We start from the raw sequence: 24,829 nt of genomic DNA, 5'->3' as shown, positions 1-24,829 counted from the left end.
TACAGTAAAACATTAAAAATTTAAAATTCATTCATTTACTTCTCAAATTGCATTGATACTAAGCAGCATTCACTTTCGGATATAATTTTATAATCAGTCCTTTTAAACGGTTCTGGTAATCTTCCATGAGCCACTGCTTATAATTTTTGCTGGCATTTTCAAGGCATTTTACATACTGTTTCACACGCCATTCAATTTCAGGCTGTAAAGCCTCCGCTAATGCAATAGCCTGAGAAAGCGTTTCTGCATTATCGAGGCACATTCTGGCGTGCTGCCTGATAGATTCCTGGATAACCGTTTTAGGTTTCTTATCCATATCAACAGCTTCCTGGTAATGTTCTTCAATATCAAAAGTCATTTCAAGGGTGTTGGGAAACTGCGCCCTGAGTTCTGCTGAAAATCGATGCGGCTGAACTGACGGACTGCCACTGGACTGATATTGCAGCTGTCTGGCAAAAGTATCGGGATGTTCAAAAACAAATTTCCAGTCAACAGGTTCTTCCCATGCGCCAAAACGCTGAATATTATTGCCAAGATCGGTAATAGAGAAAGTTTTTTTATTTGGCAGTCTTCGGGATCCCCTGCCTATCATCTGGTGGTAGAGTGTTATCGACGTAGTGGCGCGGTTCAGTATTATACTCTGCACTGCAGGCTCATCAAATCCTGTAGTTAGAATTGAAACCGAAGTAAGAACGGCATCTTTTGTTTTCTTAAACCATTTCAGGATTTCTTTTCTTTCCTCACCGGAAGTTTTGCTGTCGAGATGTCTTATGGAAATTCCGGCATTCTTAAAAGTTTCATACACTTTTTGAGAGGCTGCAATTCCATTATTAAAAATCAGCGTTTTTTTTCCTTTGGAATGTTCGGTATAAGCCTTTAATAATAACTGCTGCATTACCTCGGAACCATAAAGTTCATTAGAGGAACTTACTGTATAATCGCCGTGCAGTCCTGTTTTCAGCGAATTTAATTCTACTTCATAAACGTACGATTCCGGCTTGGCAAGATACTCCTGAGCAATAAGTTCTGCAATATTTTCGCCTGTGACCAATGAGTTGTACTGTTTGTTCATAGGCTTAGAAATATCTGAACTGAAAGGTGTCGCAGTAACGCCAATAACAAATGCTTTTTTAAAGCTGCCCATTAATTTTCGGAACGAATTATGATGGGCTTCATCAATTATAACAAGCCCTACATCTTCTGTTTTAATTTTTTTTGATTTGATTCTGTTGCGCAGCGTCTCTACCATGGCAACATAACAGTCAAAACCCTTTTTAAAATTACCGCTTCCACTGTTTATAATGTGGTTTTTGACACCAATTTTTTTTAGTGTATTGGATGTCTGCGTGCATAGCTCTTTTCGGTGCGTCAGGATAATTGCTTTTTTACCAAACTGAGCCGTATATTTCCTCGCAATTTCACAGAAAACCACCGTTTTTCCCCCTCCTGTCGGCAATTGATACAAAAGCTTCTTTTTTGCACTGCTTTCCATCTCATCAAAAATAATCTGGATATCCTTTTCCTGATATGCGTAGAATATATTTTTAGGGTGCGTATCTGTTTTCATTGCTTTGATTTTTTTTAATAATTCATTCTTCCACAGGAAAGCTGGCATTCTATAAATTTTCCAGTTGCAATTGTTCTTTTTTCATCTTCCCGTTGGTTATCAGCTTTTGAATCACCTCAGGCTCAAAACCTATTACTTCCATAACCTGAGCTACGGATTCCTTCTTCCACATTCTGTCCTTTTCTAAACATAGCGGAAAGATTAAATAATTAAGTTCAGGTCTCCTCCAATTAACAAATCAAGTTTTGCAATAAGGAATTTGAGTAAATTTAAATTAGACGTTTCAATCTTACTTACATGATTTTGAGGGTTTATTATAATATTATCCCTTTAATTGATTTTGAATATTACAATTATAAATGCTGATTTTTATACGATCACTCTATTCTATTTGCCGATGGAGCAGCGTATTCTGCTGCCAAAGCTTTTTAAACAACAGAACTGAAATTTATAGGACCTCAATAAAGAAAATCTAATGCTCATATTACAACTACAAACTGTAATTATATAATTGTCAACGAAATGATTTTTTTAAATTGAATTCTTAATTTAAATTTAAAGTTATGGAAAATAATCATCAATATGCACTTATCACAGGTGCCACGCAGGGAATCGGCTACGAACTTGCAAAGCTTTTTGCCAAGGACGGCTATAATCTTGTTATTGTTGCCAGAAGCCAGAATGAACTAGATACAGTCGCTCAAGAACTCAGACTGTATGGAATTAAGGCCATTACTTCTGCGAGGGATCTTTTTATAACCGAAGAAGTTTTTGGTTTATGCGACGAATTGGAACAAAGCAATATTGAAGTCAATATTCTGGTCAACAATGCCGGGCAGGGTGTTTACGGCCTTTTTAAGGACACTGATCTTAATCGGGAATTGGATATAGTGCATCTCAATATTAATGCACCAATAATACTCGCCAAACATTTCCTTTCTAAAATGCTGCTCCGAAATGAAGGCAGAATTCTTAACGTGGCTTCGATAGCCAGTAAAGCTCCCGGTCCTTGGCAGTCGGTATACCATGGTACCAAGGCTTTTATTCTTTCCTTTTCCGAAGCGCTTCGATCTGAGCTGGAAGGCACCAACATTACAGTTACTGCTTTACTTCCAGGCCCTACAGATACAGACTTTTTCAACAAAGCTGGCATGAATGAAAGTAAAGCTGTCCAGGATAAGGACTCGTTAGCCGATCCTGCAGATGTGGCTAAAGACGGCTACAATGCTTTAATGAACAATAAGGATAGAATAATATCAGGATTTAGCAATAAATTAAAGGTGGGAATGAGCAACGTACTTTCGGACAGCTTAAGCGCAGAAGTGATGAAAGAACAGCAAAAACCAGTTAATGGAGAATAGCTAAATGAATTCTTTTCGGCATATAAAAAGCCTGCTGCTAACTGCAGCAGGCTTATTCATTATATGGCCATACAATAAAAATTTATCCTGAATACAAATACCAGTCCTGCTGCCAATAAAGCTTCTGATTCTATATTAAATACCTTACATGTAACCACGTCCGTCAGAATCACTAAGTCTTCTGAAAGTAACACTTGAAAGAATAGTTATAATTGCCAACACAATAAATGTATAATGAAAAGATTGCGCAATACTGAATCCCAAATGTTCTGATCCGAAGAAAGAAAGCACAAGACTTGCTGCAGAAACACCAAAACTAATAGAAAGCTGCTGCATGATAACGAGCATGGTATTACCGCCGCTTTTGGTATTCTCATCCAAATCCACAAGCGTAATGGTATTCATTGCCGACATTTGGATGGAAGTAAAAAAGCCATAAAAAACCATTAAAATGATATAATAACCTAATGGCGTGTCTCTTTCGACAAAACCTAAGACAATCAAAACAATTCCAAGAAGCACTGTATTGCTGACCAGTACATTTCGGTACCCTAAAACTTTTATAATACGAACCATAAAAGGCTTAATAGCCACATTAGCAAGAGCCGACGGCAGCAACAATAACCCTGAAACTGAAGCCGAATATCCAAATCCTGTCTGCAGCATAAGAGGCAGCAGTAAAGGCAGCCCTCCGATCCCCAGTCGGGTTATAAGGCTTCCAGCAAGTCCTACCCTAAGTGTTTTAATATTTAACAGTCTGAGATCAATAATGGGTTTTTCTGTTCTTTTATAATGGTAATAATACAATGCTGCAAGAGCATTAAAAAGAAACAGCCCTCCCAAAATAATAAACCAATTCGTCAGACCGCTGCTTAGGAGTTCTAAAATCATTGTAATCACGATTAATGCAAAGCTGAAATACATCAGACCACGGAAATCAAACTTACCGACGGCTTTTTTAAAATTGGGCATAATCCTTTTGGCCATCGAGATCCCAATAAGTCCAATTGGAACATTCACTAAAAAAATCCAATGCCAGGATAGATTATCGGAAAGAAAACCGCCCAGACTTGGTCCGACCACCATTCCCAAAAGACCAAAAATGGTTATAAAATTCATGGTTTTTAAAAGTTTGCTTTTGGGATATTGATATAATATGGCCAATCGCGCAATCGGCACCATCATTGAAGCGCCAATAGCTTGAAGCACGCGGGATAAATTGAACGTTAATAAGCTTCCGGAAAGTGCGCAGCATAACGAACCTGCGACAAATAAAGCAACAGCAATCATAAACATGGTCCTTGTGCCAAACTTATCTGCCAGCCAGCCCGAAAGCGGAATAAATAAAGCAAGAGTCAATGCATAAGTTACAATTACAGAATGCATTTGAGTAGGCGAATATTGCATATCCTTGGCAATGGAGGGTAGCGAAGTATTGAGAATCGTCCCGTCCAGCGATTGTATAAACATAGCCACAGCAGTAACCCATGGAAGTAAATGTACTGCCGTTCTTTTCTTCTTTTCTTTAGCGATGTTCTTTTCTTCTTTTGTAATCATGCGGAGCAATTAAAGAAACAACAGCATTATTGTCCTTTTATAAAATTCCAAAAATACAATCCCTTAAAATTACAGTTTTTTAATAAATCCCTTATATAATTAGCATCGATAAGTTTTCATCATTGTAACTGCAAAGCTTTGGACGCTTAAAGATTTTACAAATAAATAAGCTGCATTTATACGGCAGCTTTATTTATTATAACAGTTTTAATTTTTAGAAATCATTATTAGCATTGTCTTGAGAATCATGACCTCCCTGCTTTACAAGCTTATTATAAATCCCTAAAAGTAAAAATGGCGCTGCCCATTGTCCTACAGATAGTACGCTGTGATTTTTACCAAACATTTTAAGGCAAGCGATGTTCCCATCGATGCTAGGGACCATACAAATAGATATCTGAATGTATTTTTTGACCTCTGTTCCTCGATTGCTTTGGCAGTTTTTCCTTCGGTTTTTTCGTTTTCTAATATTATGACAGGAAAATTTATGGGTTCTGTTTTAATACGTGCCTGATATAAAAATGAATGTTGCTTATAAATTAAAATGCGAATTTCACGAACTAGCACAGATTTTTGCAAATAATTCACAAGTAATAGTGTCTATTCGTGAAATTCGTGTTTTAATTTTTTAAGTCTCTATTTTTATTAACTGTTGGTAGATGCGCTTCCTGAACTTCCTGCCCCGCCGCTATTGTCGTTGCCTCGGTTTTCGTCTCTTTCAGTTTCTTCAAACTCATCCTCATTTTCCCAGTCTCCAGTATTTGGTTTTTGAGCGGGATCTCTTTGGTTTTCTCCTTTTTCGTTTTCTTCCTTGTCAGAAAAAAACAATTCTTCTCCCGGAATTGGATTCCATTTGGGCATTTGATTTTCCCTATCAGATTGTGATTCTTTATTATTGTTGAAAATTTCCATAATGCATCTTTTAAATGATATCAAATTAAATCACTCGTTATTGTCAAAAAACCTGTAAATAGGATGGCACTTATTTAAAGGTTTTTATCTAAATCTACAGTCCATTATTCTTCACTTTGCTGATCTTCCTCAGTAGCATCGAAATTGATTGTATTGTAAGCCGCTTCTGTCAGGATAGTGTCGGCTTCTTTCTCTTCTTCTAAAGTCTGCTGCAATAAAGCCGCGGCATCTTCTTCGTTTAAAGTCAAAGCAAAAGCTGCAAGTGTTCCGTATGAAGCAATTTCGTAATGCTCAATTTTTTGAGAAGCACTGATAATTCCCGCATCACGTACAGGCCCTTGCTGAGTTTCCTCCATAATGCTTTCTCCTTCTTTGATTAAGCCTTCCATAGCATCGCATTTTTTTGCAGCCGCTTTTTCTCCCAGAATTTTAAAAACTTGTTCCAGTCTTTCCACTTGTCCTTGTGTAACCGTTAAATGTTCGTTGATCGCACTAATTAGATTTTCTGAGGTGGCATTTTTAGCCATTTTCGGAAGCGCTTTTGTCAAAGCTTTTTCTGCCCAGTAAATATCTTTTAAAGAATCTACAAATAATTCTCTCAAACCTTCAGCAGCATCCGACTTTGCTTTTACTGTTCTTCCTTTAGATGCTGTTTTTGCGCCGCTTTGTTTTGCAGGAGCTTTTTTAGTGCTCGCTTTTTTAGTTTCTGTAGTTTTCATAATAATACTTTTTTTTAATAATTAACTTTTTCAAAATTAGGATTTAAAAAAGGTTCATTTTTATGGAATTCATTTTATGTCTTATAAAATAACAACCATAAAGCATTGTTTATGAAATAGATATTCTATAAATCCGAAAAATTATTCTATAAATACCGTATTGAAACTGTTGCTACATTTAGCTGAACTTTAAAATCTACTTATTATGATACAGATTATCGATGGGCCTGAAAATACAGCCGCCTTCAGAGCAGTAGGCGTAATAACAGCAGAAGATTATAAAAACGTGCTCGTCCCTGAAGTAACCAGATTGGTAAAAAAAATAAATGAAATCAACTTTCTACTTCTAATAGATACTGAAATCAAAAATTTCACAGCCTCTGCTTGGATGGAAGATGCTTTGTTTGGCCTCAAAAATTTAGGAAAATGGAATAGAGCTGCTATTGTAACCGATTATGAAAAAGCAATTACCTTTACAAAAGGTTTCGGCTATTTGGTACCGGGCGAATTTAAAGGCTTTAAAAGAGATGCCATCAGCCAAGCTTTAAAATGGGTAGAAACGGGAGAAAAATAAAAACTTCTTTACAATTCATCAGCAATGGCTTCAATAAAAGAAATACTAGACAGCACTGGAAACAGGCAGCATCCTTTACCGGAACAAAAATGGAAATACTATCAGGAATGGCACCATACGGTATTTTTCCATTGGGAACTTCCCGTTTACTTTTTGGAACAATACATTCCGAAAGGACTAAAACTCGACACTTACATTAATATGGCGTGGGTTTCGCTGGCTTCATTTCAGGTAAAAAATATGAGACATCGCAACTTACCCTCACTTCCCTACCTTTCTAATTTCGAAGAAATCAATATTAGAACATATGTGACGCGAAATGGAATTCCAGGCATTTATTTATTTTCCATTGAAACCAATAAATTAATAGAAGTTTTACTTACCAGACTTTTTATAGGTCTTCCTTATGAACATGCAACAATCAAGCGATATCACAATCAACTTTATTCAGAAAACAAAAAGCAAAATCATCTTCTTGATATAAAAATTGTAAAAAGTAAGATGCTTAAAAACAAAACAGAGCTGGATTTATGGCTGACGGAAAGGCACTCTTTATATGAAATTTGTGCCGATAAAATCTGCAGGTTTGACATCCATCATCAGGAATGGAAATTAAGAAATTTGGAAGTAAAAATACACGATATAAGATATGAGGCTGGAAAATATACCATTAATATCTATCCGGATAAAATTCATTACGCCGTTAAAACCCAAGTCTTGCTGTGGGCTAAAAGAGAAAGCTCATAATCCATAAAATTGCACAATTGCTGATTATAAATTTTTAATAGGGCCACTCTACTTTTACTTTCGTAACAATTTTAAAATTATACATTCTGAAAAGTTCAAACACTAAAACCACAAAGAAAACTGCCGGTTCAGAGAAAAAAACAGATAAAAAGCAAACCGCGGACAAAAGCGGGCAAACTTCAGAATCTAACAAAAAATAACTTTAAAAATTGTAATTATGAATCTAGACGAAAGAGAAAATTACCGTCAGGATGACGCGTATTTTCAAGATGATGAAACGGGATATGAGAATGACCGCCAATATGATGATATTGATGCGCCAGGCGCAGTCCATTCGATAAGTGATAACGCAGAACAAGATTATGGAAATGATTTTGCAGCCGAAGAAATAAACGGACAAAGTTTAAATCCTGACGGAGATAAATTTGATCAGGAAGATGACGATGAATTAGATGACGATGATGTCGAATTGGATGAAGAAGATGATGTCGAATTGGATGAAGAAGATGAAACCGACACTAATCCTAACCGAAATTTATAAAAGACAAACCCGTATGAAATTTCAAACGGGTTTTAATTGCTATTTTGACTTTTACGCTTTGTAATTTTTAATCTAAAATCCAACTTCAGTAACTATTACACACTATACATATCGGTACTTCTGGATGGTCTTACAAACATTGGCGTGGCACATTTTATGCTGAAAATTTAAAAGTGAAAGATCAGTTTTTGTATTATCAAAAAATCTTTAATACAGTGCAAATTAACAGCACATTTTATAAAATGCCTGCCGATGCCACCTTACAGGATTGGGAAAATCAAGTTTCTGAAGATTTTGTTTACGCCATAAAAGCCAACCGATTTATTACACATGAAAAAGCTGCATGATCCAGAAGACAGTCTGCTGATTTTTATGGAAAAGCTTAAATATCTAGAAAAAAACTTGGTGCTGTTTTATTTCAGCTTCCTCCCCATCTCGAATTGGATTTACAGCTGCTCGAAGATTTCTTGATGGCACTTTCTAATAAAAACCGCTATGTAGTTGAGTTTCGCATGCAAGTATGTACCCGAACTTTATCAGTTATTAGAAAAATACAGTTGTGCTTTTTGCATTTATGAGCTTGCAGGTCACATTTCGTCCATAAAGATTGCCACCGATTCTTGTATATCCGGCTGCATGGCCCTACTGCCGCGAAATATCAAAGCAGTTATTCTGCTACCGTTTTAAAAGAATGGGCTGATAAATGCATCCAGTGGTTAAAAACAAAAGATATATTTGTTTTTTTTGATAATGATGAAAAAGGAGATGCGGCTTTTAATGCTTTGTCACTTAAAAATCTTGTTGAAAACAGCCTTCCTATAAATCAAAATACTCTTTAAGTGTGATTTGCAGTGTAAAGATTATATAAGGCATATCCAAAATACTGTAATTATCATATCCTCATCAAAACTAAATTTAAGCCATTAATTATTGAAGAAAAAATTATGGAGAATATATCAGACTATTTTGGAAAAAACATAAAAGATAAAAGAATTTTAATTACGGGAGGAACAACAGGAATCGGAAAAGCAATAGCCGATTCATTAGTTTCCCTAGAAGCACGCGTTTTTATCTTTGGGCGCGATGTAGAAGATTTCACAAAAACATTTGATGAAATAAAATCCAAATACCCTAACAGCAATCTGTATGGTTTTACAGCAGACGTTACCCGCAAAGAGGACTTGCAGAAAATTTTTGAGGCTGTTGATAAAGAACTGGGAGGTTTGGACATTTTGATAAATAATGCTGCGCTCCCTGCCTCTGGACTTACCGAAGTTAAACTAGAAGACTGGCAATATATTTTAGACACAAACATTTCTGGTTATCTAGCATTTGCGCAGGAAGCCGCAACAAGAATGTCGGCAGAAAAATCGGGTCATATCATTAATATTGGATCTATGAGCGCCGAAACAAATGAACCCACCAGTACAGTTTATGTAGCCACAAAGGCAGCAATAAGGGGTTTTAGCGCCGCATTACGAAAAGAACTAAATCCGCTCGGAATCAAAGTCTCACTTATCGAACCAGGTGCTGTAACCAGCGATATGCAGCCAGGAACAAAGGCACAACATCAGCAAAAAATCGATAAAATGGAAATGCTCGAGGCTGAAGATATCGCAATGAGCGTTCTTTTTACACTCTCTCAGCCAAAACGCTGCGATATAGTAACCATGCAAATTAGACCTCTATTACAGCTAATTTAAGTTTTTAAGAACTGCTTATTTTTTGTTAATTATTAAAGTGATTATTTATGAATGCTAATAACAACTTAAACAGCGCGCTGTAACGTTAGAAGAAAATGTTTCTTTTTGGATTGATTCGACATCAATTTTAGGATTTGAGAAACCCAATCAAAACGTACAAACTGAAGTTTCATTCATTGGCGCGGGAATTGCAGGTTTGACCACAGCTTATAATCTCTTTTAAAAAAGGGAAAAAAAGTTTAGATCAAGAACCGCTACAGGTTTTGCTTGATGCAGGGTTTTTATTTAATTTTACCGCATGAATTACGAAGACATAAAACGCCATTTTGAACACAATCCTGCTCCAAAAGAAGTGGAATGGACACCGTGGGCAAAGATTACCGATACGCAGGTTTTCTTACTGAGCTGCTATGCCACAATCAGAAACTCTACAGGGCCTTTGGACCGATGTCCTGCATGGTGGCATCTCAGGGATTTTTATATCCTGATGAAAAAGACAGTCCAGCAGACTGCCCAACAGAACACAGAAAAGCCTGCTGGCGAAGAGCCTGCTGGCGCGTCCTCTACAGATGCTGAAGCCGCCCTATAGGACTTGTGAAAAAAAGCCCTGCATAATAGTATGCAGGGCTTTTTTGAATCTAAATCTATTTATTTTTCAAATAGGAGAAATTCTTTCCTATCCCTTTTTGAAATATTCCAGTCCAAGCTCATTATAGATGCGAGCAGTCTTTTGAACCCCTCAAAGGTGCTGGGCTTGACGGCATAAAAATCAGCTCCCAATTCATAGGACAGCTCAATATTTTCAATATTGCTGCTGGTGGAAAGCATTATTACCTTTAACTTATTCTGCCAGCCTGATGCTCTTCTTATTTCCTTGAGGCAGTCAAATCCATTTTTACCGGGCATATTAATATCCAGAAATACCATTTCCGGCATTTCTGAAGCAGTGCGCCAAAGAATATCCAAAAGCCGCTGCCCATCTTGGGCCTGCTCCACTTTAAGCTGCAAATTGAGTTCAGCAACGGCGTCCAAAAACAGCATTCTGTCATCTTCGTCATCATCTGCATGAAAAATAATCTGTCGGGGACCCTGCTGTTGCGGCATGGCTTGGAAATTTGTGCAGTTACGGAAGACAAGAATCTAAAAATCTGCAAAAGCCTTTGTGCCGGCCGTTGAAAATCGATAAATAATCGAATTATATCCGTGGGAGCGGTTAATAGCATGCAAAGATAAGTCTTTTTCCTATAAAATATTGTCAAAATCTATATTTTGCTTGAATGTTATGAAAAGAAAAGCGCATTGCACTGAACAGTTTTCACATCTAAACTCCTTTTAGCTGAAAGCCTTCCCGAAAAAGATTCCTTTAAACCATGCTGCGTAAATTCTGAATAAACATCTATCACCATAAAAAAACTGATTTTTAAACTCCCTGAAAAATAAGGCCTCTAGAATATTGTTATGATTTAGAACATTTATTTTAAAAAAAATGTTACTATCTGTGCTAATTTTGATCTGTATAAAATGATTAAGATTATGAACCGGGCAATTGTACACATAGACATGAATACGTTTTTCGTCTCCTGCGAAAGGCTTGCCAATTCCCAGCTTAACGGAATTCCATTGATTATCGGCGGAGGCGAAAGAGGTGTGGTGGCTTCCTGCTCTTATGAAGCCCGAAAATTCGGCGTGCGCTCGGCCATGCCTATCCAGATGGCGCTCAGGCTGTGCCCTCAGGCAAAAGTGATGAAAGGCGATATGGAACTCTATTCAAGGCTCTCGCACGACGTGACCGAAATAATCCAGGAGAAAGCTCCCGTGGTGGAAAAAGCCAGCATCGACGAGTTTTATCTGGACATTACCGGAATGGATAAATTCTACGGGAGCTATAAGTGGACCGACGAGCTGGCGCAGCGCATCACAAAAGAAACCGGACTGCCCCTAACCTTTGCCCTTTCAGTCAATAAAACCGTATCGAAAATCGGCACGGGCGAAGGAAAGCAGAAGCAGAACCTTGAAATCCCCGAACATCTGGTACAGGCTTTTTTAAATCCCCTTTCGGTCCGCAAAATACCGATGGTGGGCGATAAGACTTTCCAGCTGCTCTCGCGCATCGGGATCCGCACCATAAAGACCCTTTCAGAAATGCCGGCCGAATCGCTGCAGCGCATGATCGGACAGAACGGCATCGAGCTATGGAAAAAGGCTAACGGCATCGACAATAATCCGGTAGAGCCTTACACGGAAAGAAAGTCGATTTCCACAGAACATACCTTTTCTCAGGATACCATTGACATTGCGAAATTAAACCGTGTGCTGCTGGGCATGGTGGAGAAACTCTCTTACCAGCTGCGTTCCGAGGCGTGGCTGGCTTCCGCTGTAAAAGTGAAGATACGTTACGCAAATTTTGACACAGAAACAAAACAATGCCGTGTGCAGCACACTTCGGCTGATCACATACTTGCCAAAATTGTGCTGGATCTTTTTGATAAATTATACCAGCGCCGTATGAGGCTGCGGCTGATCGGAGTTACGTTCAGCGGACTGGTGCGCGGGACCTATCAGATCGACATTTTCAATGACACCGAAGAAATGCTGGCGCTCTATCAGGCCATGGACCGCATGAAGAACCGCTACGGTTTTGATGCGGTAATGCGGTGCGCAGGCGCTTCTTTCAAACCCAATGCCAAAAATGAAATTTTAAAACGCAAATCAGAGTAAATGTATCTCAACTGCCATTCCTTCCATTCCCTGCGCTATGGCACCATACCGCTTGAGGACCTGATATCCAAAGCTTCGGACTTGGGCATCACGGCTATGGCACTGACTGATATCAATACCGCCACTGGGATTTACGACTTTATAAAAGGATGCCAGGCTGCGGGCATCAAGCCCATCGTAGGGATCGAATTTCGCTCCGGAAATGCGCTGCGTTATATCGGACTGGCGAAAAATGCGGCAGGTCTTGCAGAAATGAACCGTTTTCTGACCCGGCATAATTTTGACAATACAGAACTTCCCTTAATCGCTCCAGCCTTTGAAAATGTTTTTGTCATCTATCCCTTGGAGAATGTGCCCTCTGTATTAAGAGAGCATGAGTTTATCGGCCTGCGCCCCGAACAGCGCCCTTCACTGGTTATGGGCAATTGGAAGACCAAAGCAGACAGCATGGTGGTGCTGCAGCCTGTCACCTTCCGCACCAAAACCGAATACAAACTCCATAAGATACTGCGGGCTATAGACCTGAATGTAGTTTTTTCACGCCTCTCCCAAACAGACTGCTGCAGGCAGACAGAAGTCATGGTGGGTCTGGACAGGATCCTTAAATGCTATGACGGCTACCCCCAGATCATCTCCAATACAAAAGAAATAATTGAACAGTGCCATTTTGAATTTGATTTCAAAACGCCGAAAAATAAGAAATTCTATACCAACAGCAGAAAAGACGACTTGCAGCTTCTCACCACCCTGGCCCAGCAGGGACTGGAATGGCGCTATGGAAACAATAATGCAGAGGCAAAATCAAGGATGCTGCGGGAACTCAAAGTAATTGACCAGCTGGAATTCAGCGGCTATTTTTTAATCACATGGGATATTATACGCTTTAGCAATTCTCAGGGATTCCTGCATATAGGACGCGGCAGCGGGGCCAACAGCATTATTGCCTACTGCCTTGGGATTACCGATATCTGCCCTTTGGAGCTGGATCTCTACTTTGAGCGTTTCCTGAACCTGAACCGCAAGAGCCCTCCGGATTTTGATATTGACTGGAGCTGGAAGGAACGGGATGTTATCCTGGAATATATCTTCTCCCGCTACGGCTATGATCATGTGGCTTTCTGCGGCACCAATGTGGAATTCAAATACCGCTCCATATTCCGTGAGGTCGGCAAGGTCTTCGGGCTTCCAAAAGAAGAGCTCGACGCGCTGGCCAAAAACCCTATGGCGCTGCATCCCACCAATGAAGTGGTCCGCGAGGTGCAGCAGTATGGAATGATGCTCGAGGGATATCCCAACCAGAGAAGCATGCATTCCTGCGGCATACTCATCTCCGAGGAGCCCATTACTAATTATTCAGTTCTGGAGATGCCCCCAAAGGGCTTCCCTATAGTGCTTTTTGACATGCATACGGCCGAAGATATCGGACTTGAAAAGTTTGACATCCTGAGCCAGCGCGGGATCGGGCATATTGACGACAGCGTAAAGCTTATTGAGAAGAACCGCGGCATACGCATCAACATCCGTGACACCAGGATGTCAAAAGATGAAAAGAGCTGCAACAGGTTTCTTTCCATAGGCAGAACCATAGGCTGTTTCTACATCGAAAGCCCGGCCATGAGGGGCCTTCTGCGGCGACTGAAATGCGACAATTACAAAACCCTTGTGGCCGCCTCATCCATCATACGTCCCGGAGTGGCACAGTCTGGAATGATGAAAGAGTATATCTTCAGGCACAACCATCCCGACAGGTTTGAATATTTCCATCCCGTATTCCAGCAGCAGCTCGGGGAAACCTACGGCATTATGGTATATCAGGAAGATGTGATCAAGATTGCCCAGCACTATGGAGGCCTTACTGCTGCTGACGGGGATATCCTCCGGCGTGCCATGTCAGGAAAAGGGCGTTCCAAAGCCGCACTGCAGAAGGTAAAGGATAACTTCTTTGAATCCTGCAGGGCCCAAGGGCATCCCATCGCGCTGAGCGCTGAAATATACCGCCAGATCGAGTCCTTTGGAGGCTATTCCTTCTGTAAGGCGCACTCGGCTTCCTATGCCGTGGAAAGCTATCAGAGCCTGTATCTGAAGGTGCATTATCCAATAGAGTTTATGGTGGCGGTGATCAACAATCAGGGCGGTTTCTACCGCACCGAAGTATATGTGCATGAAGCTAGGATGTCTGGGGCCACCGTGCACAATCCCTGTGTGAATAAAAGTGAAATCCAAACCACTCTGTATGGCTCTGATGTATATCTGGGTTTTATGCATCTGCAGGGCCTGGAATCCAAAACAGCGCTTCTCATTCAGCAGGAACGCGAAAAAAACGGGCTGTACAAGTCCCTTGAGGATTTTATCAACCGCATAGCAATCGGAATCGAAGCCATACAGATCCTGATTTTCATCGGCGCGTTCCGGTTCACCGGCAAGACAAAAAACCAGCTGCTGGTGATTACCCGCCTAATTCTGGTAAACTTTAAACCCCGTACCCCGCTGCTGCTTGAGCAGCCTGTGAAGGAATTTATACTGCCGCAGCTGGAGCGCTCCGCTTTTGAAGATGCTTTTGATGAGATCGAACTGCTGGGTTTCCCTGTCTCGTGTTCCCCTTTTGATCTGCTTCAGACCCCTTTCAGGGGCAATGTGATGGCGCAAGACCTTTTGGCCCATCATAAAAAACAGGTGCGGATGCTCGCCTATCTGATCTCGCGCAAGCATGTGCCCACAAAGATGGGCGCTATGTATTTCGGCACCTGGATAGATGCCAGAGGGGATATGTTTGATACGGCGCATTTCACAGACAGCCTCTCGGCATACCCTTTTCAGGGAGGGGGATGCTACCTGCTGCTGGGCAATGTCGAGGTGGATTACCATTTCCCAACCATAACGGTCATAAAGATGGCTAAAATGCCTTTTATACCCGATCCGCGTTATGAGCATGAGAACGATTGGAAATACAGGGCCCAGCAGAAAATACGCGAGGATGTGAGCATGACCCATCGCGCACCCTATCCGCAGGAACATGAAATCAATATCCCGCGGCTTAAAATGAGCAGTGGACAGGCCTCCGGCATGCCGGCAGTCTGAATGTGAACTGAAAAACTAAACAAAATGATGCTTTTTGATGACACTGAAATTTTTTCATCAGGCAATGGCGGCAGAAGGATATTTGACGCCCCTGATGCCGAGCTGCTGCTGATTGATAATTTTTTCAATAAACAGGAATCCGACCATTATTACAATGTTTTATACCATGGCACGCAGTGGAGGGAATATGAAATGCCTATGTATGACAAGGTCGTTACCGCACCGCGCATGATCTGCTGGTATGGCGATTCTGGCAGGCCTGAGCGCAAATCCAATCCCCACTGGCCCTTGGAGCTGCTCCAGATCAGGGAGCGCGTGCAGGATGAGACCCGCATAAACTTTAATGCCGTGCTGCTGAACCTTTACAGGGACGGCACAGACGGTGTGGGATGGCACAGCGACAAAACTTCTTCCAGCAACAAGAACATGAACATTGCCTCTGTGACTTTTGGGGAAACCCGCCTATTCCGCCTGCGACATAAGACCCTCAAGCACATCGAGCCGATAGAAATTCCACTGCACCACGGCAGCTTCCTGCTGATGGCGGGAAGCACCAATACCTATTGGGAGCATCAGGTGCCTAAAACAGCCCGCCAAGTCCTGCCCAGGATCAACCTCACTTTTCGGCAGGTGCGCGGGATATAAAAAATGCGGCTCCTTATTTTAAAAAGCTGATAATCATAGAAATGCTATAATATTCCTTTCTTATCATATAACAGGATTATGCGGCTTGATGCTAACTTTGGATAAATCATTAAATTTAGAAATCATGGAAAATAGAAACAATATGCCACAAAGCGATGATATGCATATCGATATCTCCCAGCAGGCAGAAATCCAGCAGTGGGCAGAAAAGCTCAATGTCCCTGAAGAAATATTGAAAGATGCCGTAAGGGCTGCAGGAACAACGGTTGAAGAAGTAGTGGATCATCTTAATGGAAATTCCCCTTCCAGGGAAAGCGCCTCAGAAACCGTGCGCCTGAAAGACGGCCCATGGCATCAGGGGGAATGAAAATGGGCAGCAGTTATTAAGCTGTTTTATAAAAAAAAGCAGAAGCGGTTCGCAAAAAATCCTGAAGGGCATTTATTTCCAGATCTTCTTCAGGATTTTTTATTTGAATCGGCTCTTTATACTGGCAATGCATTATCTTATTGCAATGGCAATCCAAAGCCAATCGGGCTCAATGCCGCTGCGCTTTTCAATTAATTGCATAAATTTGCATGCCTATTTCATTTTACCTGACATCAGCTAAAATAGGGTTCAAAAAAAAATCATCCTTTTAAAATGAACGATCCGATTCTTGAAAACCTTAATCCGAGCCAGCTTCAGGCCGTAAAAACCACAGAAGGCTACGTGCGCGTTATTGCCGGCGCCGGGTCGGGGAAAACAAAAGCGCTTACCTCCCGCTTTGCCTACATTGTGGACAGGCTGGGCATCAACTCTTCCAACATCCTCTGTGTGACCTTCACCAATAAGGCCGCACAGGAAATGAAAAAAAGGGTCAAGGCGCTCATCGGGGATCTCTACGATGTGAGTTTCATCACCACCTACCACGGCTTCTGCGTGCGCTTTCTGCGTGAGGAAATCAATAAGCTGCACTATCCAAAGAATTTCATCATACTGGATGCAGAAGACCAGAAAACCATCCTAAGGGAAGTCTTCACAGAACTGGACATCAACTCCAAAAACCTAACCTTCAAACAGGTGCTGCGCTTCATCTCCAAACAGAAAAGCACCTCGGACTATCTGGGGTATATGATTGAAAACAAAAGCTTCACTTCCGATGAGAAGGATTCGCTTTCCAGCCAGGTCTATCAGAAATATCTGGACAAGCAGAAACGCAACTATGCGCTGGATTTTGACGATCTGATCCATTTCACGGCTTTTATCCTGGACAGCAATCCCGATGTGCTCTCCAAGTGGCAGCAAATGCTGCATTACATACAGGTGGATGAGGCGCAGGACAGCTCCGACAGCCAGTTCCATCTGGTGGAAATGCTTTCGCGCGTGCACCAGAACCTGTTCCTTGTGGGCGATCCCGACCAGACCATCTACGAATGGCGCGGGGCAAAGCCCGAGTATCTGGTGGAATTCGACCAGATGTTCCCTGATACCCAAACCATCTTCATGAACCAGAACTACCGTTCGACCCCCAACATCCTGAAAGTCGGCAACCATATCATCAAAAACAACACGGTTAGGGTGGATAAGGATATGGTCACCGACAATCCAGAAGGCGTTGAAGTGGTGCATTTCCACGGCAAAAATGATTTTGAGGAAACCTTTTGGGTGGCCTCGGAAATCAAGGAAATCATGAAGACAGAAAATGCCTCGTATTCCGATATTACCATACTCTACCGCTCCAACCATCTTTCAAGAAATATCGAGCAGGCGCTCATCAAGGAAAATATCCCGTATGCCATATTTGGGGGCATCCGTTTTTTTGAGCGCAGGGAAATCAAAGATGTGCTCTCTTTTCTAAGGCTTATCGTGCAGGGGGATAATTTCTCCTTTCTGCGCATGTTCAACCACCCGACAAGGGGACTCGGCAAAAAGTTCCTCGAAAGGCTGAGCCTGCTGGCAGGCGAACAGAACCTCCCGCTGCTTCACACGCTGGAGAATAATCTCCAGGATAAGGAACTCAATAAAAAAGGGGCTTCCGATTTTCTGGCACTGGTATCAGAATTGAAGAAAGATGCGCAGTCCAACTCTATTTCAGACCTTGTAAAAATCATACTCGATAAAAGCGGGCTTTCCGAACTCTACCGCAAGGACGGAGACCAGGACAGGCTCGAGAATATCAAAGAGCTCGTAAGCTCGATGATGCTCTTGGAAAAAGAAAACAACGGTCCTGTAGATATCGTCGAGTACCTGCAGGAGATAGCCCTGTATACGGATCTGGACAAAGACACCGAAAATCAGGACAAGGTGCGCCTGATGACCATCCATATCTCTAAAGGCCTCGAATTCCCCTATGTCTTCCTTTGCGGCTTCACCGAAGGGGTGCTCCCGAGCGCCTTATCGATCAAAGAAAGGAGAAAGCGCGCCATAGAGGAAGAAAGAAGGCTGATGTATGTGGCGGTAACGCGCGCCGAGAAGCGGTTTTACATGACCGACTCCGAAGGGTTTAATTTCACTACCGGACTTAATAAATACCCGTCACGGTTTCTCTTTGAAATCAAGGAGGAGTTTTATGTGCGCAAGGGAAAGCTTTCCCCGGAGATCCTTCAGGCCTCGCAGGCTACCGCAGCATCCTTGCAGAACACCCAAGAGACCGCTTTCAAAGAAGGGGATATGGTGGTGCATCCCGTATGGGACAAAGGGGAAGTTCTGGCAGTGGATATCGAAAAAAAACAGTATCTGGTGCATTTTTTTGAGATGGGGAAAGAAAAGCCGATTGATTTCGCTTTCCGATTCCTGGCCTTAGCTGCTTCCGAGCAGCAAAACGCTTCGCCCGATGCCCTATTGGATCTTCAGGAAAGCCTGAAGAATGCTCCCGATCCATTTGCAGATGATAATGGGCCTGAAAATTAAAAATAGGAGAAGCCATGTCAGCAAAAATGGAAATTAAATAACCTCCAGCTCTCTGCCTGTAAATAAATACCATCCGCTAGCCGTATTTTTATAATTAACTTTAAATTGATCAGTCATGGAAAATACAGCAGAAAATTACGATGATATCCAGAAATGTCCATATCATAGTGCCTTAAAGGCACAGGGATATCAGAATCCGCCTGAAAAGAGCAGCAATAAGGATGCAGATGCCAATACAGGGGACTGGGATGATCAGCGCGATGGGTCGGCAGCGGATGATTCCATCTACGATACGGGGCGAAATGATAATTCAGGAGGGGCTGGAAGCACTTGAAGCGCATCTTCTAACAGCTAGAAGATGCTTAAAACAAAAAAGAGCCTGAGGCTCTTTTTTGTTTTACAGTTCCAGCATGTATAGTGTTGCTGGATATTCAAGTCCTATTATTCTTTTTCCATGCCGTCTATTATTCTGCCCACTTCAGTCTCTGCGGCCTTAAGCCTGCCCTGGCAGAAGGCGATAAGCTCCGATGCCCTTTTCACCTTTTCGGCAAGCTGGTCCACCGAAATGGTCTCGTTCTCTATTTCTTTTGAAATGGCGGCAAGCTCTTCCCAAGCCTGCTCATAAGTCAGTTTCTCTTCCATCGTATTGTATTTTTTCTTGAACGGTGCTTTTAAGTATGGTATCGTGCAGGATGACTTCTATATCGTCCCCTTGTTTTATATCCCCGGTGTATGCGGCAATCTTCCCATTGGCTTTCACAATCGCGTAGCCTTTCCTCAGGATATTCTGCGGGGACATCAGTGCAATGCTCTTCTGCATATGCAACAGATGAAGATTGCTGCTTTTCAGATAGCCTGCGGCAAACAGCTTTAAATTCCCTGTGAGATATTCCATATCGCTCCTTTTGCGGCGAAGCAGGTTCTGTGAAAGCTGCCCTGCCATCTGGGCTTTCAGTGAAAGCCGTTTCTGCTGCCCCTGCAGTATGTCTTTCACGTCCGCCGCGATTCTCTGGTTGGCAAGGGCCAGCTGCTTCTTGTGTCCCAAGAGCGCCTCCCTTGAATTTTTGGATATATTTCTCTTGAGCTCTTCCAGCCCTTTGGAATGCTGCAGCAGAAGCTGCTGGGATCTGATCACGATAAGCTGCTGCAGGGAAAGCAGCCCCATTTCAAAACTGCGGTTATGGGCAATAATGAACTCTGCCGCTTTGGTCGGGGTTTTGGTATGGGTATGCGCCATAAGGTCAGTGATGGTGACATTCTTCTGGTGCCCGATCCCTGTTATGATCGGGATGGGGAATTTAGCCACAGCACGCCCGATCTGGTAATTGTCAAAGATCAGGAAATCCGACTGTGCGCCGCCTCCCCTTGTAATGACAATGGCATCATAAGGGATTTTTGTATTATAGACTTCAATGAGTTTGTTTAGGAAAAGCTTGGCATTGTTGTCCCCCTGCACTATGGTGTAATAATCGTCAATCTGGAAGGCATACCCAAAATCATTGTGCTGCAGGGTATGGCGGAAATCTTCATTTCCTGCCGAGTTGCTCGCTGAGATAACGGCAACCCTCTGAATGGCAAGGGGAAGTTTCAGACGGCTGTTAAGCGTGGAATAGCCATCGGCTGTTTTGGTGATAAAATCATTCTCTGCAGCAAGCCTTTTAAGGGTCGCATTGCGCTGCTGCTCCAAGACCCCAAGGGTAAAATTCACATCTATATCCAGCACATTTACAGAAAGCCCATACAGCGGATGATAATCCACGCTGACCTTTACCAGCACATGAAGGTTGTTGGTGAATCTCTGGCCGGTCTTCTTCTCAAAATCCGACAGCTGCACTGCCCCCTCTCCCCACGCCTTTCCCATGATTTTGGCTATAATGGCGCTGTTCTTCTCGCCTTTTTCCACCAGCTCAAAGTAATGGATCTTCTTATCGGCCTTAAAGGAATGGTTGGTGATATCAGCCACCACCCAGTGCGTCTGTCCCCTAAAGCGGGAATTGATCGTGTCCTGGATCTGGTCGTTCAGCTGTGAGAGTCTGATATACTGGTCTGGTCCCATAGTTTTTAAGGCCTGCGGTCTGTTTTTTTCTTACTAACCGCTAAGGTAGCTATTCTGTGGCGGAATCTCAAATGCGCAAAAAGCTGAGTGGTAAATTTTCAATTCAAAACGGGTTAAAAGGGCAGCCAAAGTAGTGCCCGCCCTCTCCTGCATGCGCATAACCGCTTTACGCGGCCCTTCGGGACTTATAGCACTCCGGCTCGTTTCGCACACTGTTCTTCCGCTTTCTTTTTTCCCGTTTTTTCTTTTGAAATTTTTCTTGCGGGGCATGGGAAAGAAAACTCGAACAAGTATTCATTTAAAATTAGAAATCATGGAAATCACAGGACGAATTGTAAAAGATGCCTCAGTGGCGAAAGTAAAAGAAAACCGTGAGGTGGTAAACTTCTCCATAGCTGTCAACGACAGCTACAAGCCCAAAGGAAGCACCGAGGTGAAAAAGATTGTAACCTATATCGACTGCTCCTATTGGCTCAGCGCAGGACTGGCGCAGTGGCTTCGTAAAGGCACCCTTGTGCAGCTCTTCGGGCGCATCGGGCTGAAGGTCTATATCGGAAATGATGCGCAGGCTCACGGGACATTGACCTTTCACACCTCGGATGTCAAGATACTGGTATTCGCGCAGTCGGATAACAGCAAGCCAGCGCCCGCCCTCAAACAGCAGAAAACCACGGACGACCCCGACGACCTGCCTTTCTAAACCTTACGCCTTTTAAAAATTATGCACGCCTAAAATATTTTTTTATGAAAGCCTTACAAAAATCAAATTACAGCGATTATCGCGTAAGTGCTGCCTTTAATGAAATTATCCTTAGAAGCATCACTTCGTATGACGGCAAACGCAGCGTACAGCTGAAATCCTTTTTCCTTGACCTGCAGACTGGCGGTTGCGTAAGCGGGATGGTTTCAGAGTTTATCTACAATGCGGACTGCAAAGAATTTTACATCGAACATATCGATGAGCTTGAAGATATGCGAACCCAGCTCGAAGAAGCGATTGGAGAACCTATCGAGAACCGATTTAGCGCGCCGCACTACACTTTTGTATGCTGGCTCTGTTTTGAAGAGTACTGCTACGACCTTTATTCAAGGCTCTTTGAGTGAAAATTTCAATCTTAAATCCACTCTTATGAAAGCTTCTGAAAATTTTAGAAAAGCCATAGAAAATTATCTGAACAGTCTGGCGCAGGGCGACAGCGCCTTTGCGCCCCATTACGCCAAAGCTTCCAAGAACTTCGAATCCTGTCTGCACTACATAGGCGGGCAGGTCAAAAAAACAGGCTTGTGCTACTTTGACAATCAGGAAATCTTTGACATGGCAGTAAAGTACTACACCGATGATTCCATCCCAACGCCTGCCCCTGTAGCCTATAAAGCCGTGGTGCAGACACCCGCCGCTGCCGACCTTTTCTCGCAGCCTGAAATTCCTGCCGCGAAAATCCAAACCCAGACTGTTATCCCCGTAAAGAAAGATGTAAAACCTGCGGCGCAGACCGCCCTGACACTCTTTGACCTATGACACCCAAAACACAAATAGAAAAACAGCTTGCCGCCTTAAGCGCAACGCTTTCGCCCATAAATCCTGAGGTTTTTGTTTGGGCAGAAAAAAATATCTTCCTGAAATGGGGCGTGCTATCACGTTCCAAATTCTACTGCTTGGACTGCACCCATGTATGGAAACCCTCCTGCCAAAGCTCCTGCGCCAAATTTACCGCCTGTCCTGCCTGCAAAGGCAGGCTTAAAATGATGCCCTGCAATCAGGTGCATTTCAAGGAAACCGAATACTTTGCCGTGGTGCAGCGCTTTGCAGGGTTTCAGGTGGTGCGCATGGCCATAGCCTATAAGCGCATGAAAAAGAATTTCGCACCGACCCATTTCCACCATGAGGTCATGCAGCATTGGATAAGCCCCGCAGGGGAAGTGCGCACGCTCTCGCGCAGCACCAATGCGTTTTCACAGGCCTGCGATGCGTGGAAATTTTATTCCCCCCTTGAAATAAGGCCAAAGGATTTTGTCCGCAATGCCAAGTGCTTCATCAATCCCTACAAGGTCTTTCCGCAGATCAAAGTGCTGCCCATTTTGAAACGCAACGGCTTTAAATCTTCGGTGCATGATATAGCGCCCCACCTGCTCTTTGCATCGCTTTTATCCGACCCCATTGCCGAAACCCTTTTAAAAGCACGTCAGATAAAGCTTCTGCAGCATTATCTGCGTGTTTCAGGACAGGGCATCCGACGAAACTGGCAGGCAGTCAAGACCGCCATCAGGAACAGCTACAAAATCGCTGATGTGCAGATTTGGGAGGATTATCTCGAATTGCTTCGGCATTTCAAAAAAGACCTCTGCAGTCCCCTTTACGTATGCCCTGAAAACCTCAGCGGAGCGCATGACCGATTGGTGCATAAAAAGCGCGGGCTTTTACGAAAGAAAAAACTCCAAGACCTGCGCCTTGAAATCGAAAAAGCGCAGAGCAGGTACGCAAGCGATAAAAAACGCTTTTTCGGACTGTCATTTCAGGACAGGGAACTGAACATTTCGGTGATTGAAAACGTCAAGGATTTTATGCGCGAGGGCGATGACTTGGGGCACTGCGTATTCACCAATGAATATTATGGCAAAAAAGATTCGCTTATCCTATCGGCAAAAATTGCCGATAAATCAGTGGAAACCATCGAACTATCCCTGAGCCGCATGGAAGTGCTGCAATGCAGGGGCTTGAAGAACAGGCCTTCAAATCACCACAAGCAGATACTGCGCCTGCTTTCCCAAAACCTGTATCAGATAAAACAGCGCATGAAAAAAAGAAACGTAAAAGCAGAAGCCGATAATTGAATCGGCTTTTTTTTATGGCCGCATTTTAAGGCTCGAAAGCCCGCCAGCCTGACGGCTGGCGGGCTGTGGATTTAAAAGGGCTGATTAATTATTTGATGCTGATTGCCCCCGAAAGGTTTTCCTGCTCGATGAACGCGGCAATATACTCCAGGGCTTCACCGCTTTTATCTCCATCTGTTTCAAAAGTATTGATATGGAACTGCTCGTCCTGGTCCAGGATATGGATAATCTCCGTATAGCCTTTTGAGATCAGGCTGCCTTTGAGTTTGAGGATAGTATGCTGCTCTCGGGCATCCAGATCTTTTCTCACCTTTAGCTGTATCTCTTTTTCCATTGTGAAATATTTGATATTGAACATCCGTAAATAGAGCATCAAATTTATAATTTTAAACCCTATCTGGAATAGGTGCCCCTGTTAAAATTGAAAAGCGGCAAATGAGAATTTAACAATTCCCCGCAAAAATTATATAAAAGGCACCCAACCCAAAAGCTTTACATTTACCCTGCCGCGGCCTGTAAAAAAGGAAGCGGCGCTTAATCAATCCAATATCAGCTTATGACTCCAGAAAACTGCTATCACAGCGTCCCCCAAGACGGTGCCGCCGCATGCTATGAAGAGCAGCTCCTGCTGCAGTACCACCACTGCCTGGGTACAGGCATATCGGCACTGGCAAAAGCAAAAAGCCGTTTTAATACCCTGCTGGTGGGCGCCCGTTTACAAACCGGTGAAGGCAGCCCTGATGAACAAGAAGAGCAAAGCGAGCAGCAGCAGCAGGAAGAAACCGCCTCGGATCCCGGCACATTTCTGATGTGAGAAAAAAATGCCCGCAGCATTACCAAGCCTAAAAACGGGCTCTTTACATTTAATTGGCTATATTTACCTAAATATGCCGCGCCAATATATGCGGCTGGCAACCTGAAAACAAACC

General features: G+C 42.8%; 26 protein-coding genes and 1 pseudogene. 18 read left to right on the top strand and 9 right to left on the bottom strand.

Annotated elements, in window-relative coordinates:
* Nucleotides 1–58: 58 nt before the first annotated feature.
* Nucleotides 59–1,567, bottom strand: coding sequence for a DEAD/DEAH box helicase (locus ACWA1F_RS13835; protein WP_306157303.1), 1,509 nt, complete (start codon nt 1,565–1,567; stop codon nt 59–61).
* A gap of 563 nt (nt 1,568–2,130) precedes the next feature.
* Here ACWA1F_RS13835 and ACWA1F_RS13830 point away from each other — a divergent pair.
* Nucleotides 2,131–2,928: an SDR family NAD(P)-dependent oxidoreductase gene (locus tag ACWA1F_RS13830; protein WP_306157305.1), complete on the top strand. Its 798-nt coding sequence runs from the start codon at nt 2,131–2,133 to the stop codon at nt 2,926–2,928.
* A gap of 144 nt (nt 2,929–3,072) precedes the next feature.
* On the opposite strand, the gene ACWA1F_RS13825 is transcribed toward ACWA1F_RS13830, so the two are convergent.
* From ACWA1F_RS13825 to ACWA1F_RS13810, 4 genes are all read right to left on the bottom strand, one after another.
* Nucleotides 3,073–4,485: an MFS transporter gene (locus ACWA1F_RS13825; RefSeq protein WP_306157451.1), complete on the bottom strand. Its 1,413-nt coding sequence runs from the start codon at nt 4,483–4,485 to the stop codon at nt 3,073–3,075.
* Between the two features lie 214 nt (nt 4,486–4,699).
* A complete protein-coding gene (locus tag ACWA1F_RS13820) occupies nt 4,700–4,870 on the bottom strand; it encodes a hypothetical protein (protein WP_306157307.1) in 171 nt (56 codons plus the stop codon).
* A gap of 260 nt (nt 4,871–5,130) precedes the next feature.
* A complete protein-coding gene (locus ACWA1F_RS13815; protein ID WP_306157308.1) occupies nt 5,131–5,397 on the bottom strand; it encodes a hypothetical protein in 267 nt (88 codons plus the stop codon).
* 104 nt (nt 5,398–5,501) lie between these two features.
* On the bottom strand, nt 5,502–6,116 hold the full coding sequence (locus ACWA1F_RS13810) for a YciE/YciF ferroxidase family protein (protein ID WP_306157310.1): 615 nt from the start codon (nt 6,114–6,116) through the stop codon (nt 5,502–5,504).
* A gap of 205 nt (nt 6,117–6,321) precedes the next feature.
* Here ACWA1F_RS13810 and ACWA1F_RS13805 point away from each other — a divergent pair, with 205 nt between their 5' ends.
* From ACWA1F_RS13805 to ACWA1F_RS13780, 6 genes and pseudogenes are all read left to right on the top strand, one after another.
* On the top strand, nt 6,322–6,690 hold the full coding sequence (locus ACWA1F_RS13805; protein WP_306157313.1) for a SpoIIAA family protein: 369 nt from the start codon (nt 6,322–6,324) through the stop codon (nt 6,688–6,690).
* A 24-nt stretch (nt 6,691–6,714) separates the two neighbouring features.
* Nucleotides 6,715–7,437: a YqjF family protein gene (locus ACWA1F_RS13800; RefSeq protein WP_306157315.1), complete on the top strand. Its 723-nt coding sequence runs from the start codon at nt 6,715–6,717 to the stop codon at nt 7,435–7,437.
* 217 nt (nt 7,438–7,654) lie between these two features.
* On the top strand, nt 7,655–7,978 hold the full coding sequence (locus ACWA1F_RS13795) for a hypothetical protein (protein ID WP_306157317.1): 324 nt from the start codon (nt 7,655–7,657) through the stop codon (nt 7,976–7,978).
* Between the two features lie 104 nt (nt 7,979–8,082).
* Nucleotides 8,083–8,817: pseudogene (locus ACWA1F_RS13790) on the top strand (DUF72 domain-containing protein).
* 105 nt (nt 8,818–8,922) lie between these two features.
* Nucleotides 8,923–9,681: an SDR family oxidoreductase gene (locus ACWA1F_RS13785; RefSeq protein ID WP_306157318.1), complete on the top strand. Its 759-nt coding sequence runs from the start codon at nt 8,923–8,925 to the stop codon at nt 9,679–9,681.
* A gap of 298 nt (nt 9,682–9,979) precedes the next feature.
* Nucleotides 9,980–10,270, top strand: coding sequence for a DUF6965 family protein (locus ACWA1F_RS13780; protein WP_306157320.1), 291 nt, complete (start codon nt 9,980–9,982; stop codon nt 10,268–10,270).
* Nucleotides 10,271–10,329: 59 nt separating this feature from the next.
* Here ACWA1F_RS13780 and ACWA1F_RS13775 read toward each other — a convergent pair whose 3' ends face one another.
* Entirely contained in the window at nt 10,330–10,785 is a 456-nt protein-coding gene (locus ACWA1F_RS13775) for a response regulator (RefSeq protein WP_306157322.1), read from the bottom strand.
* A 429-nt stretch (nt 10,786–11,214) separates the two neighbouring features.
* Between ACWA1F_RS13775 and dinB the strand changes: the two genes are divergently transcribed.
* The 6 genes from dinB to ACWA1F_RS13745 all read left to right on the top strand — a co-directional run bounded on the left by dinB (nt 11,215) and on the right by ACWA1F_RS13745 (nt 19,346).
* Nucleotides 11,215–12,399, top strand: a complete 1,185-nt coding sequence (gene dinB, locus ACWA1F_RS13770) for a DNA polymerase IV (protein ID WP_306157324.1) — start codon at nt 11,215–11,217, stop codon at nt 12,397–12,399.
* On the top strand, nt 12,400–15,477 hold the full coding sequence (locus tag ACWA1F_RS13765; RefSeq protein WP_306157326.1) for a DNA polymerase III subunit alpha: 3,078 nt from the start codon (nt 12,400–12,402) through the stop codon (nt 15,475–15,477).
* 24 nt (nt 15,478–15,501) lie between these two features.
* On the top strand, nt 15,502–16,122 hold the full coding sequence (locus ACWA1F_RS13760; protein ID WP_306157329.1) for an alpha-ketoglutarate-dependent dioxygenase AlkB family protein: 621 nt from the start codon (nt 15,502–15,504) through the stop codon (nt 16,120–16,122).
* 124 nt (nt 16,123–16,246) lie between these two features.
* Complete coding sequence (locus ACWA1F_RS13755) at nt 16,247–16,489, top strand: DUF3606 domain-containing protein (RefSeq protein WP_125721201.1); 243 nt, start codon at nt 16,247–16,249, stop codon at nt 16,487–16,489.
* Nucleotides 16,490–16,762: 273 nt separating this feature from the next.
* Nucleotides 16,763–19,012, top strand: a complete 2,250-nt coding sequence (locus ACWA1F_RS13750) for an ATP-dependent helicase (protein ID WP_306157331.1) — start codon at nt 16,763–16,765, stop codon at nt 19,010–19,012.
* A gap of 115 nt (nt 19,013–19,127) precedes the next feature.
* Entirely contained in the window at nt 19,128–19,346 is a 219-nt protein-coding gene (locus tag ACWA1F_RS13745) for a hypothetical protein (RefSeq protein ID WP_306157333.1), read from the top strand.
* A gap of 107 nt (nt 19,347–19,453) precedes the next feature.
* Here the strand turns inward: ACWA1F_RS13745 and xseB are convergent, their stop codons facing one another.
* Together xseB and xseA are read right to left on the bottom strand one after the other, a co-directional pair.
* Nucleotides 19,454–19,654 carry an exodeoxyribonuclease VII small subunit gene (gene xseB / locus ACWA1F_RS13740; RefSeq protein ID WP_456894399.1) on the bottom strand — a complete coding sequence of 67 codons (201 nt, stop codon included), beginning with the start codon at nt 19,652–19,654 and terminating at the stop codon, nt 19,454–19,456.
* Nucleotides 19,632–21,068 carry an exodeoxyribonuclease VII large subunit gene (xseA, locus tag ACWA1F_RS13735; RefSeq protein ID WP_456894397.1) on the bottom strand — a complete coding sequence of 479 codons (1,437 nt, stop codon included), beginning with the start codon at nt 21,066–21,068 and terminating at the stop codon, nt 19,632–19,634. The genes xseB and xseA overlap by 23 nt, the downstream gene beginning before the upstream one ends.
* Nucleotides 21,069–21,381: 313 nt before the next feature.
* Between xseA and ACWA1F_RS13730 the strand changes: the two genes are divergently transcribed.
* From ACWA1F_RS13730 to ACWA1F_RS13715, 4 genes are read left to right on the top strand one after another with little or no spacing between them, the layout of a single operon-like run.
* Complete coding sequence (locus ACWA1F_RS13730) at nt 21,382–21,768, top strand: single-stranded DNA-binding protein (RefSeq protein WP_306157337.1); 387 nt, start codon at nt 21,382–21,384, stop codon at nt 21,766–21,768.
* A 44-nt stretch (nt 21,769–21,812) separates the two neighbouring features.
* A complete protein-coding gene (locus tag ACWA1F_RS13725; RefSeq protein WP_306157339.1) occupies nt 21,813–22,172 on the top strand; it encodes a DUF7222 domain-containing protein in 360 nt (119 codons plus the stop codon).
* Between the two features lie 25 nt (nt 22,173–22,197).
* Complete coding sequence (locus ACWA1F_RS13720; RefSeq protein WP_306157341.1) at nt 22,198–22,587, top strand: Cas9 inhibitor AcrIIA9 family protein; 390 nt, start codon at nt 22,198–22,200, stop codon at nt 22,585–22,587.
* Nucleotides 22,584–23,900: a PcfJ domain-containing protein gene (locus ACWA1F_RS13715; protein WP_306157343.1), complete on the top strand. Its 1,317-nt coding sequence runs from the start codon at nt 22,584–22,586 to the stop codon at nt 23,898–23,900. Before ACWA1F_RS13720 ends, ACWA1F_RS13715 begins: the two co-directional genes overlap by 4 nt.
* A gap of 88 nt (nt 23,901–23,988) precedes the next feature.
* Here ACWA1F_RS13715 and ACWA1F_RS13710 read toward each other — a convergent pair whose 3' ends face one another.
* Nucleotides 23,989–24,234 carry a hypothetical protein gene (locus ACWA1F_RS13710; RefSeq protein ID WP_125721217.1) on the bottom strand — a complete coding sequence of 82 codons (246 nt, stop codon included), beginning with the start codon at nt 24,232–24,234 and terminating at the stop codon, nt 23,989–23,991.
* Nucleotides 24,235–24,456: 222 nt separating this feature from the next.
* Here ACWA1F_RS13710 and ACWA1F_RS13705 point away from each other — a divergent pair, with 222 nt between their 5' ends.
* Nucleotides 24,457–24,714 (top strand): hypothetical protein, encoded by a 258-nt coding sequence (locus ACWA1F_RS13705; RefSeq protein ID WP_306157345.1) that lies wholly within the window; start codon nt 24,457–24,459, stop codon nt 24,712–24,714.
* Nucleotides 24,715–24,829: the final 115 nt, after the last annotated feature.

It is taken from the genome of Flavobacterium erigeronis (genome assembly GCF_054075165.1).
Note: the sequence above shows the minus strand (reverse complement) of the source record. Positions and strands in the feature narration are given on the sequence as shown.

Excerpts from the sequence above, each read along its gene's own strand:
- ACWA1F_RS13835 (WP_306157303.1), bottom strand. The coding sequence starts at position 1,567 with ATGAAAACAGATACGCACCCTAAAAATATATTCTACGCATATCAGGAA.
- ACWA1F_RS13830 (WP_306157305.1), top strand. The coding sequence starts at position 2,131 with ATGGAAAATAATCATCAATATGCACTTATCACAGGTGCCACGCAGGGA.
- ACWA1F_RS13825 (WP_306157451.1), bottom strand. The coding sequence starts at position 4,485 with ATGATTACAAAAGAAGAAAAGAACATCGCTAAAGAAAAGAAGAAAAGA.
- ACWA1F_RS13820 (WP_306157307.1), bottom strand. The coding sequence starts at position 4,870 with ATGGTCCCTAGCATCGATGGGAACATCGCTTGCCTTAAAATGTTTGGT.
- ACWA1F_RS13815 (WP_306157308.1), bottom strand. The coding sequence starts at position 5,397 with ATGGAAATTTTCAACAATAATAAAGAATCACAATCTGATAGGGAAAAT.
- ACWA1F_RS13810 (WP_306157310.1), bottom strand. The coding sequence starts at position 6,116 with ATGAAAACTACAGAAACTAAAAAAGCGAGCACTAAAAAAGCTCCTGCA.
- ACWA1F_RS13805 (WP_306157313.1), top strand. The coding sequence starts at position 6,322 with ATGATACAGATTATCGATGGGCCTGAAAATACAGCCGCCTTCAGAGCA.
- ACWA1F_RS13800 (WP_306157315.1), top strand. The coding sequence starts at position 6,715 with ATGGCTTCAATAAAAGAAATACTAGACAGCACTGGAAACAGGCAGCAT.
- ACWA1F_RS13795 (WP_306157317.1), top strand. The coding sequence starts at position 7,655 with ATGAATCTAGACGAAAGAGAAAATTACCGTCAGGATGACGCGTATTTT.
- ACWA1F_RS13785 (WP_306157318.1), top strand. The coding sequence starts at position 8,923 with ATGGAGAATATATCAGACTATTTTGGAAAAAACATAAAAGATAAAAGA.
- ACWA1F_RS13780 (WP_306157320.1), top strand. The coding sequence starts at position 9,980 with ATGAATTACGAAGACATAAAACGCCATTTTGAACACAATCCTGCTCCA.
- ACWA1F_RS13775 (WP_306157322.1), bottom strand. The coding sequence starts at position 10,785 with ATGCCGCAACAGCAGGGTCCCCGACAGATTATTTTTCATGCAGATGAT.
- dinB (WP_306157324.1), top strand. The coding sequence starts at position 11,215 with ATGAACCGGGCAATTGTACACATAGACATGAATACGTTTTTCGTCTCC.
- ACWA1F_RS13765 (WP_306157326.1), top strand. The coding sequence starts at position 12,400 with ATGTATCTCAACTGCCATTCCTTCCATTCCCTGCGCTATGGCACCATA.
- ACWA1F_RS13760 (WP_306157329.1), top strand. The coding sequence starts at position 15,502 with ATGATGCTTTTTGATGACACTGAAATTTTTTCATCAGGCAATGGCGGC.
- ACWA1F_RS13755 (WP_125721201.1), top strand. The coding sequence starts at position 16,247 with ATGGAAAATAGAAACAATATGCCACAAAGCGATGATATGCATATCGAT.
- ACWA1F_RS13750 (WP_306157331.1), top strand. The coding sequence starts at position 16,763 with ATGAACGATCCGATTCTTGAAAACCTTAATCCGAGCCAGCTTCAGGCC.
- ACWA1F_RS13745 (WP_306157333.1), top strand. The coding sequence starts at position 19,128 with ATGGAAAATACAGCAGAAAATTACGATGATATCCAGAAATGTCCATAT.
- xseB (WP_456894399.1), bottom strand. The coding sequence starts at position 19,654 with ATGGAAGAGAAACTGACTTATGAGCAGGCTTGGGAAGAGCTTGCCGCC.
- xseA (WP_456894397.1), bottom strand. The coding sequence starts at position 21,068 with ATGGGACCAGACCAGTATATCAGACTCTCACAGCTGAACGACCAGATC.
- ACWA1F_RS13730 (WP_306157337.1), top strand. The coding sequence starts at position 21,382 with ATGGAAATCACAGGACGAATTGTAAAAGATGCCTCAGTGGCGAAAGTA.
- ACWA1F_RS13725 (WP_306157339.1), top strand. The coding sequence starts at position 21,813 with ATGAAAGCCTTACAAAAATCAAATTACAGCGATTATCGCGTAAGTGCT.
- ACWA1F_RS13720 (WP_306157341.1), top strand. The coding sequence starts at position 22,198 with ATGAAAGCTTCTGAAAATTTTAGAAAAGCCATAGAAAATTATCTGAAC.
- ACWA1F_RS13715 (WP_306157343.1), top strand. The coding sequence starts at position 22,584 with ATGACACCCAAAACACAAATAGAAAAACAGCTTGCCGCCTTAAGCGCA.
- ACWA1F_RS13710 (WP_125721217.1), bottom strand. The coding sequence starts at position 24,234 with ATGGAAAAAGAGATACAGCTAAAGGTGAGAAAAGATCTGGATGCCCGA.
- ACWA1F_RS13705 (WP_306157345.1), top strand. The coding sequence starts at position 24,457 with ATGACTCCAGAAAACTGCTATCACAGCGTCCCCCAAGACGGTGCCGCC.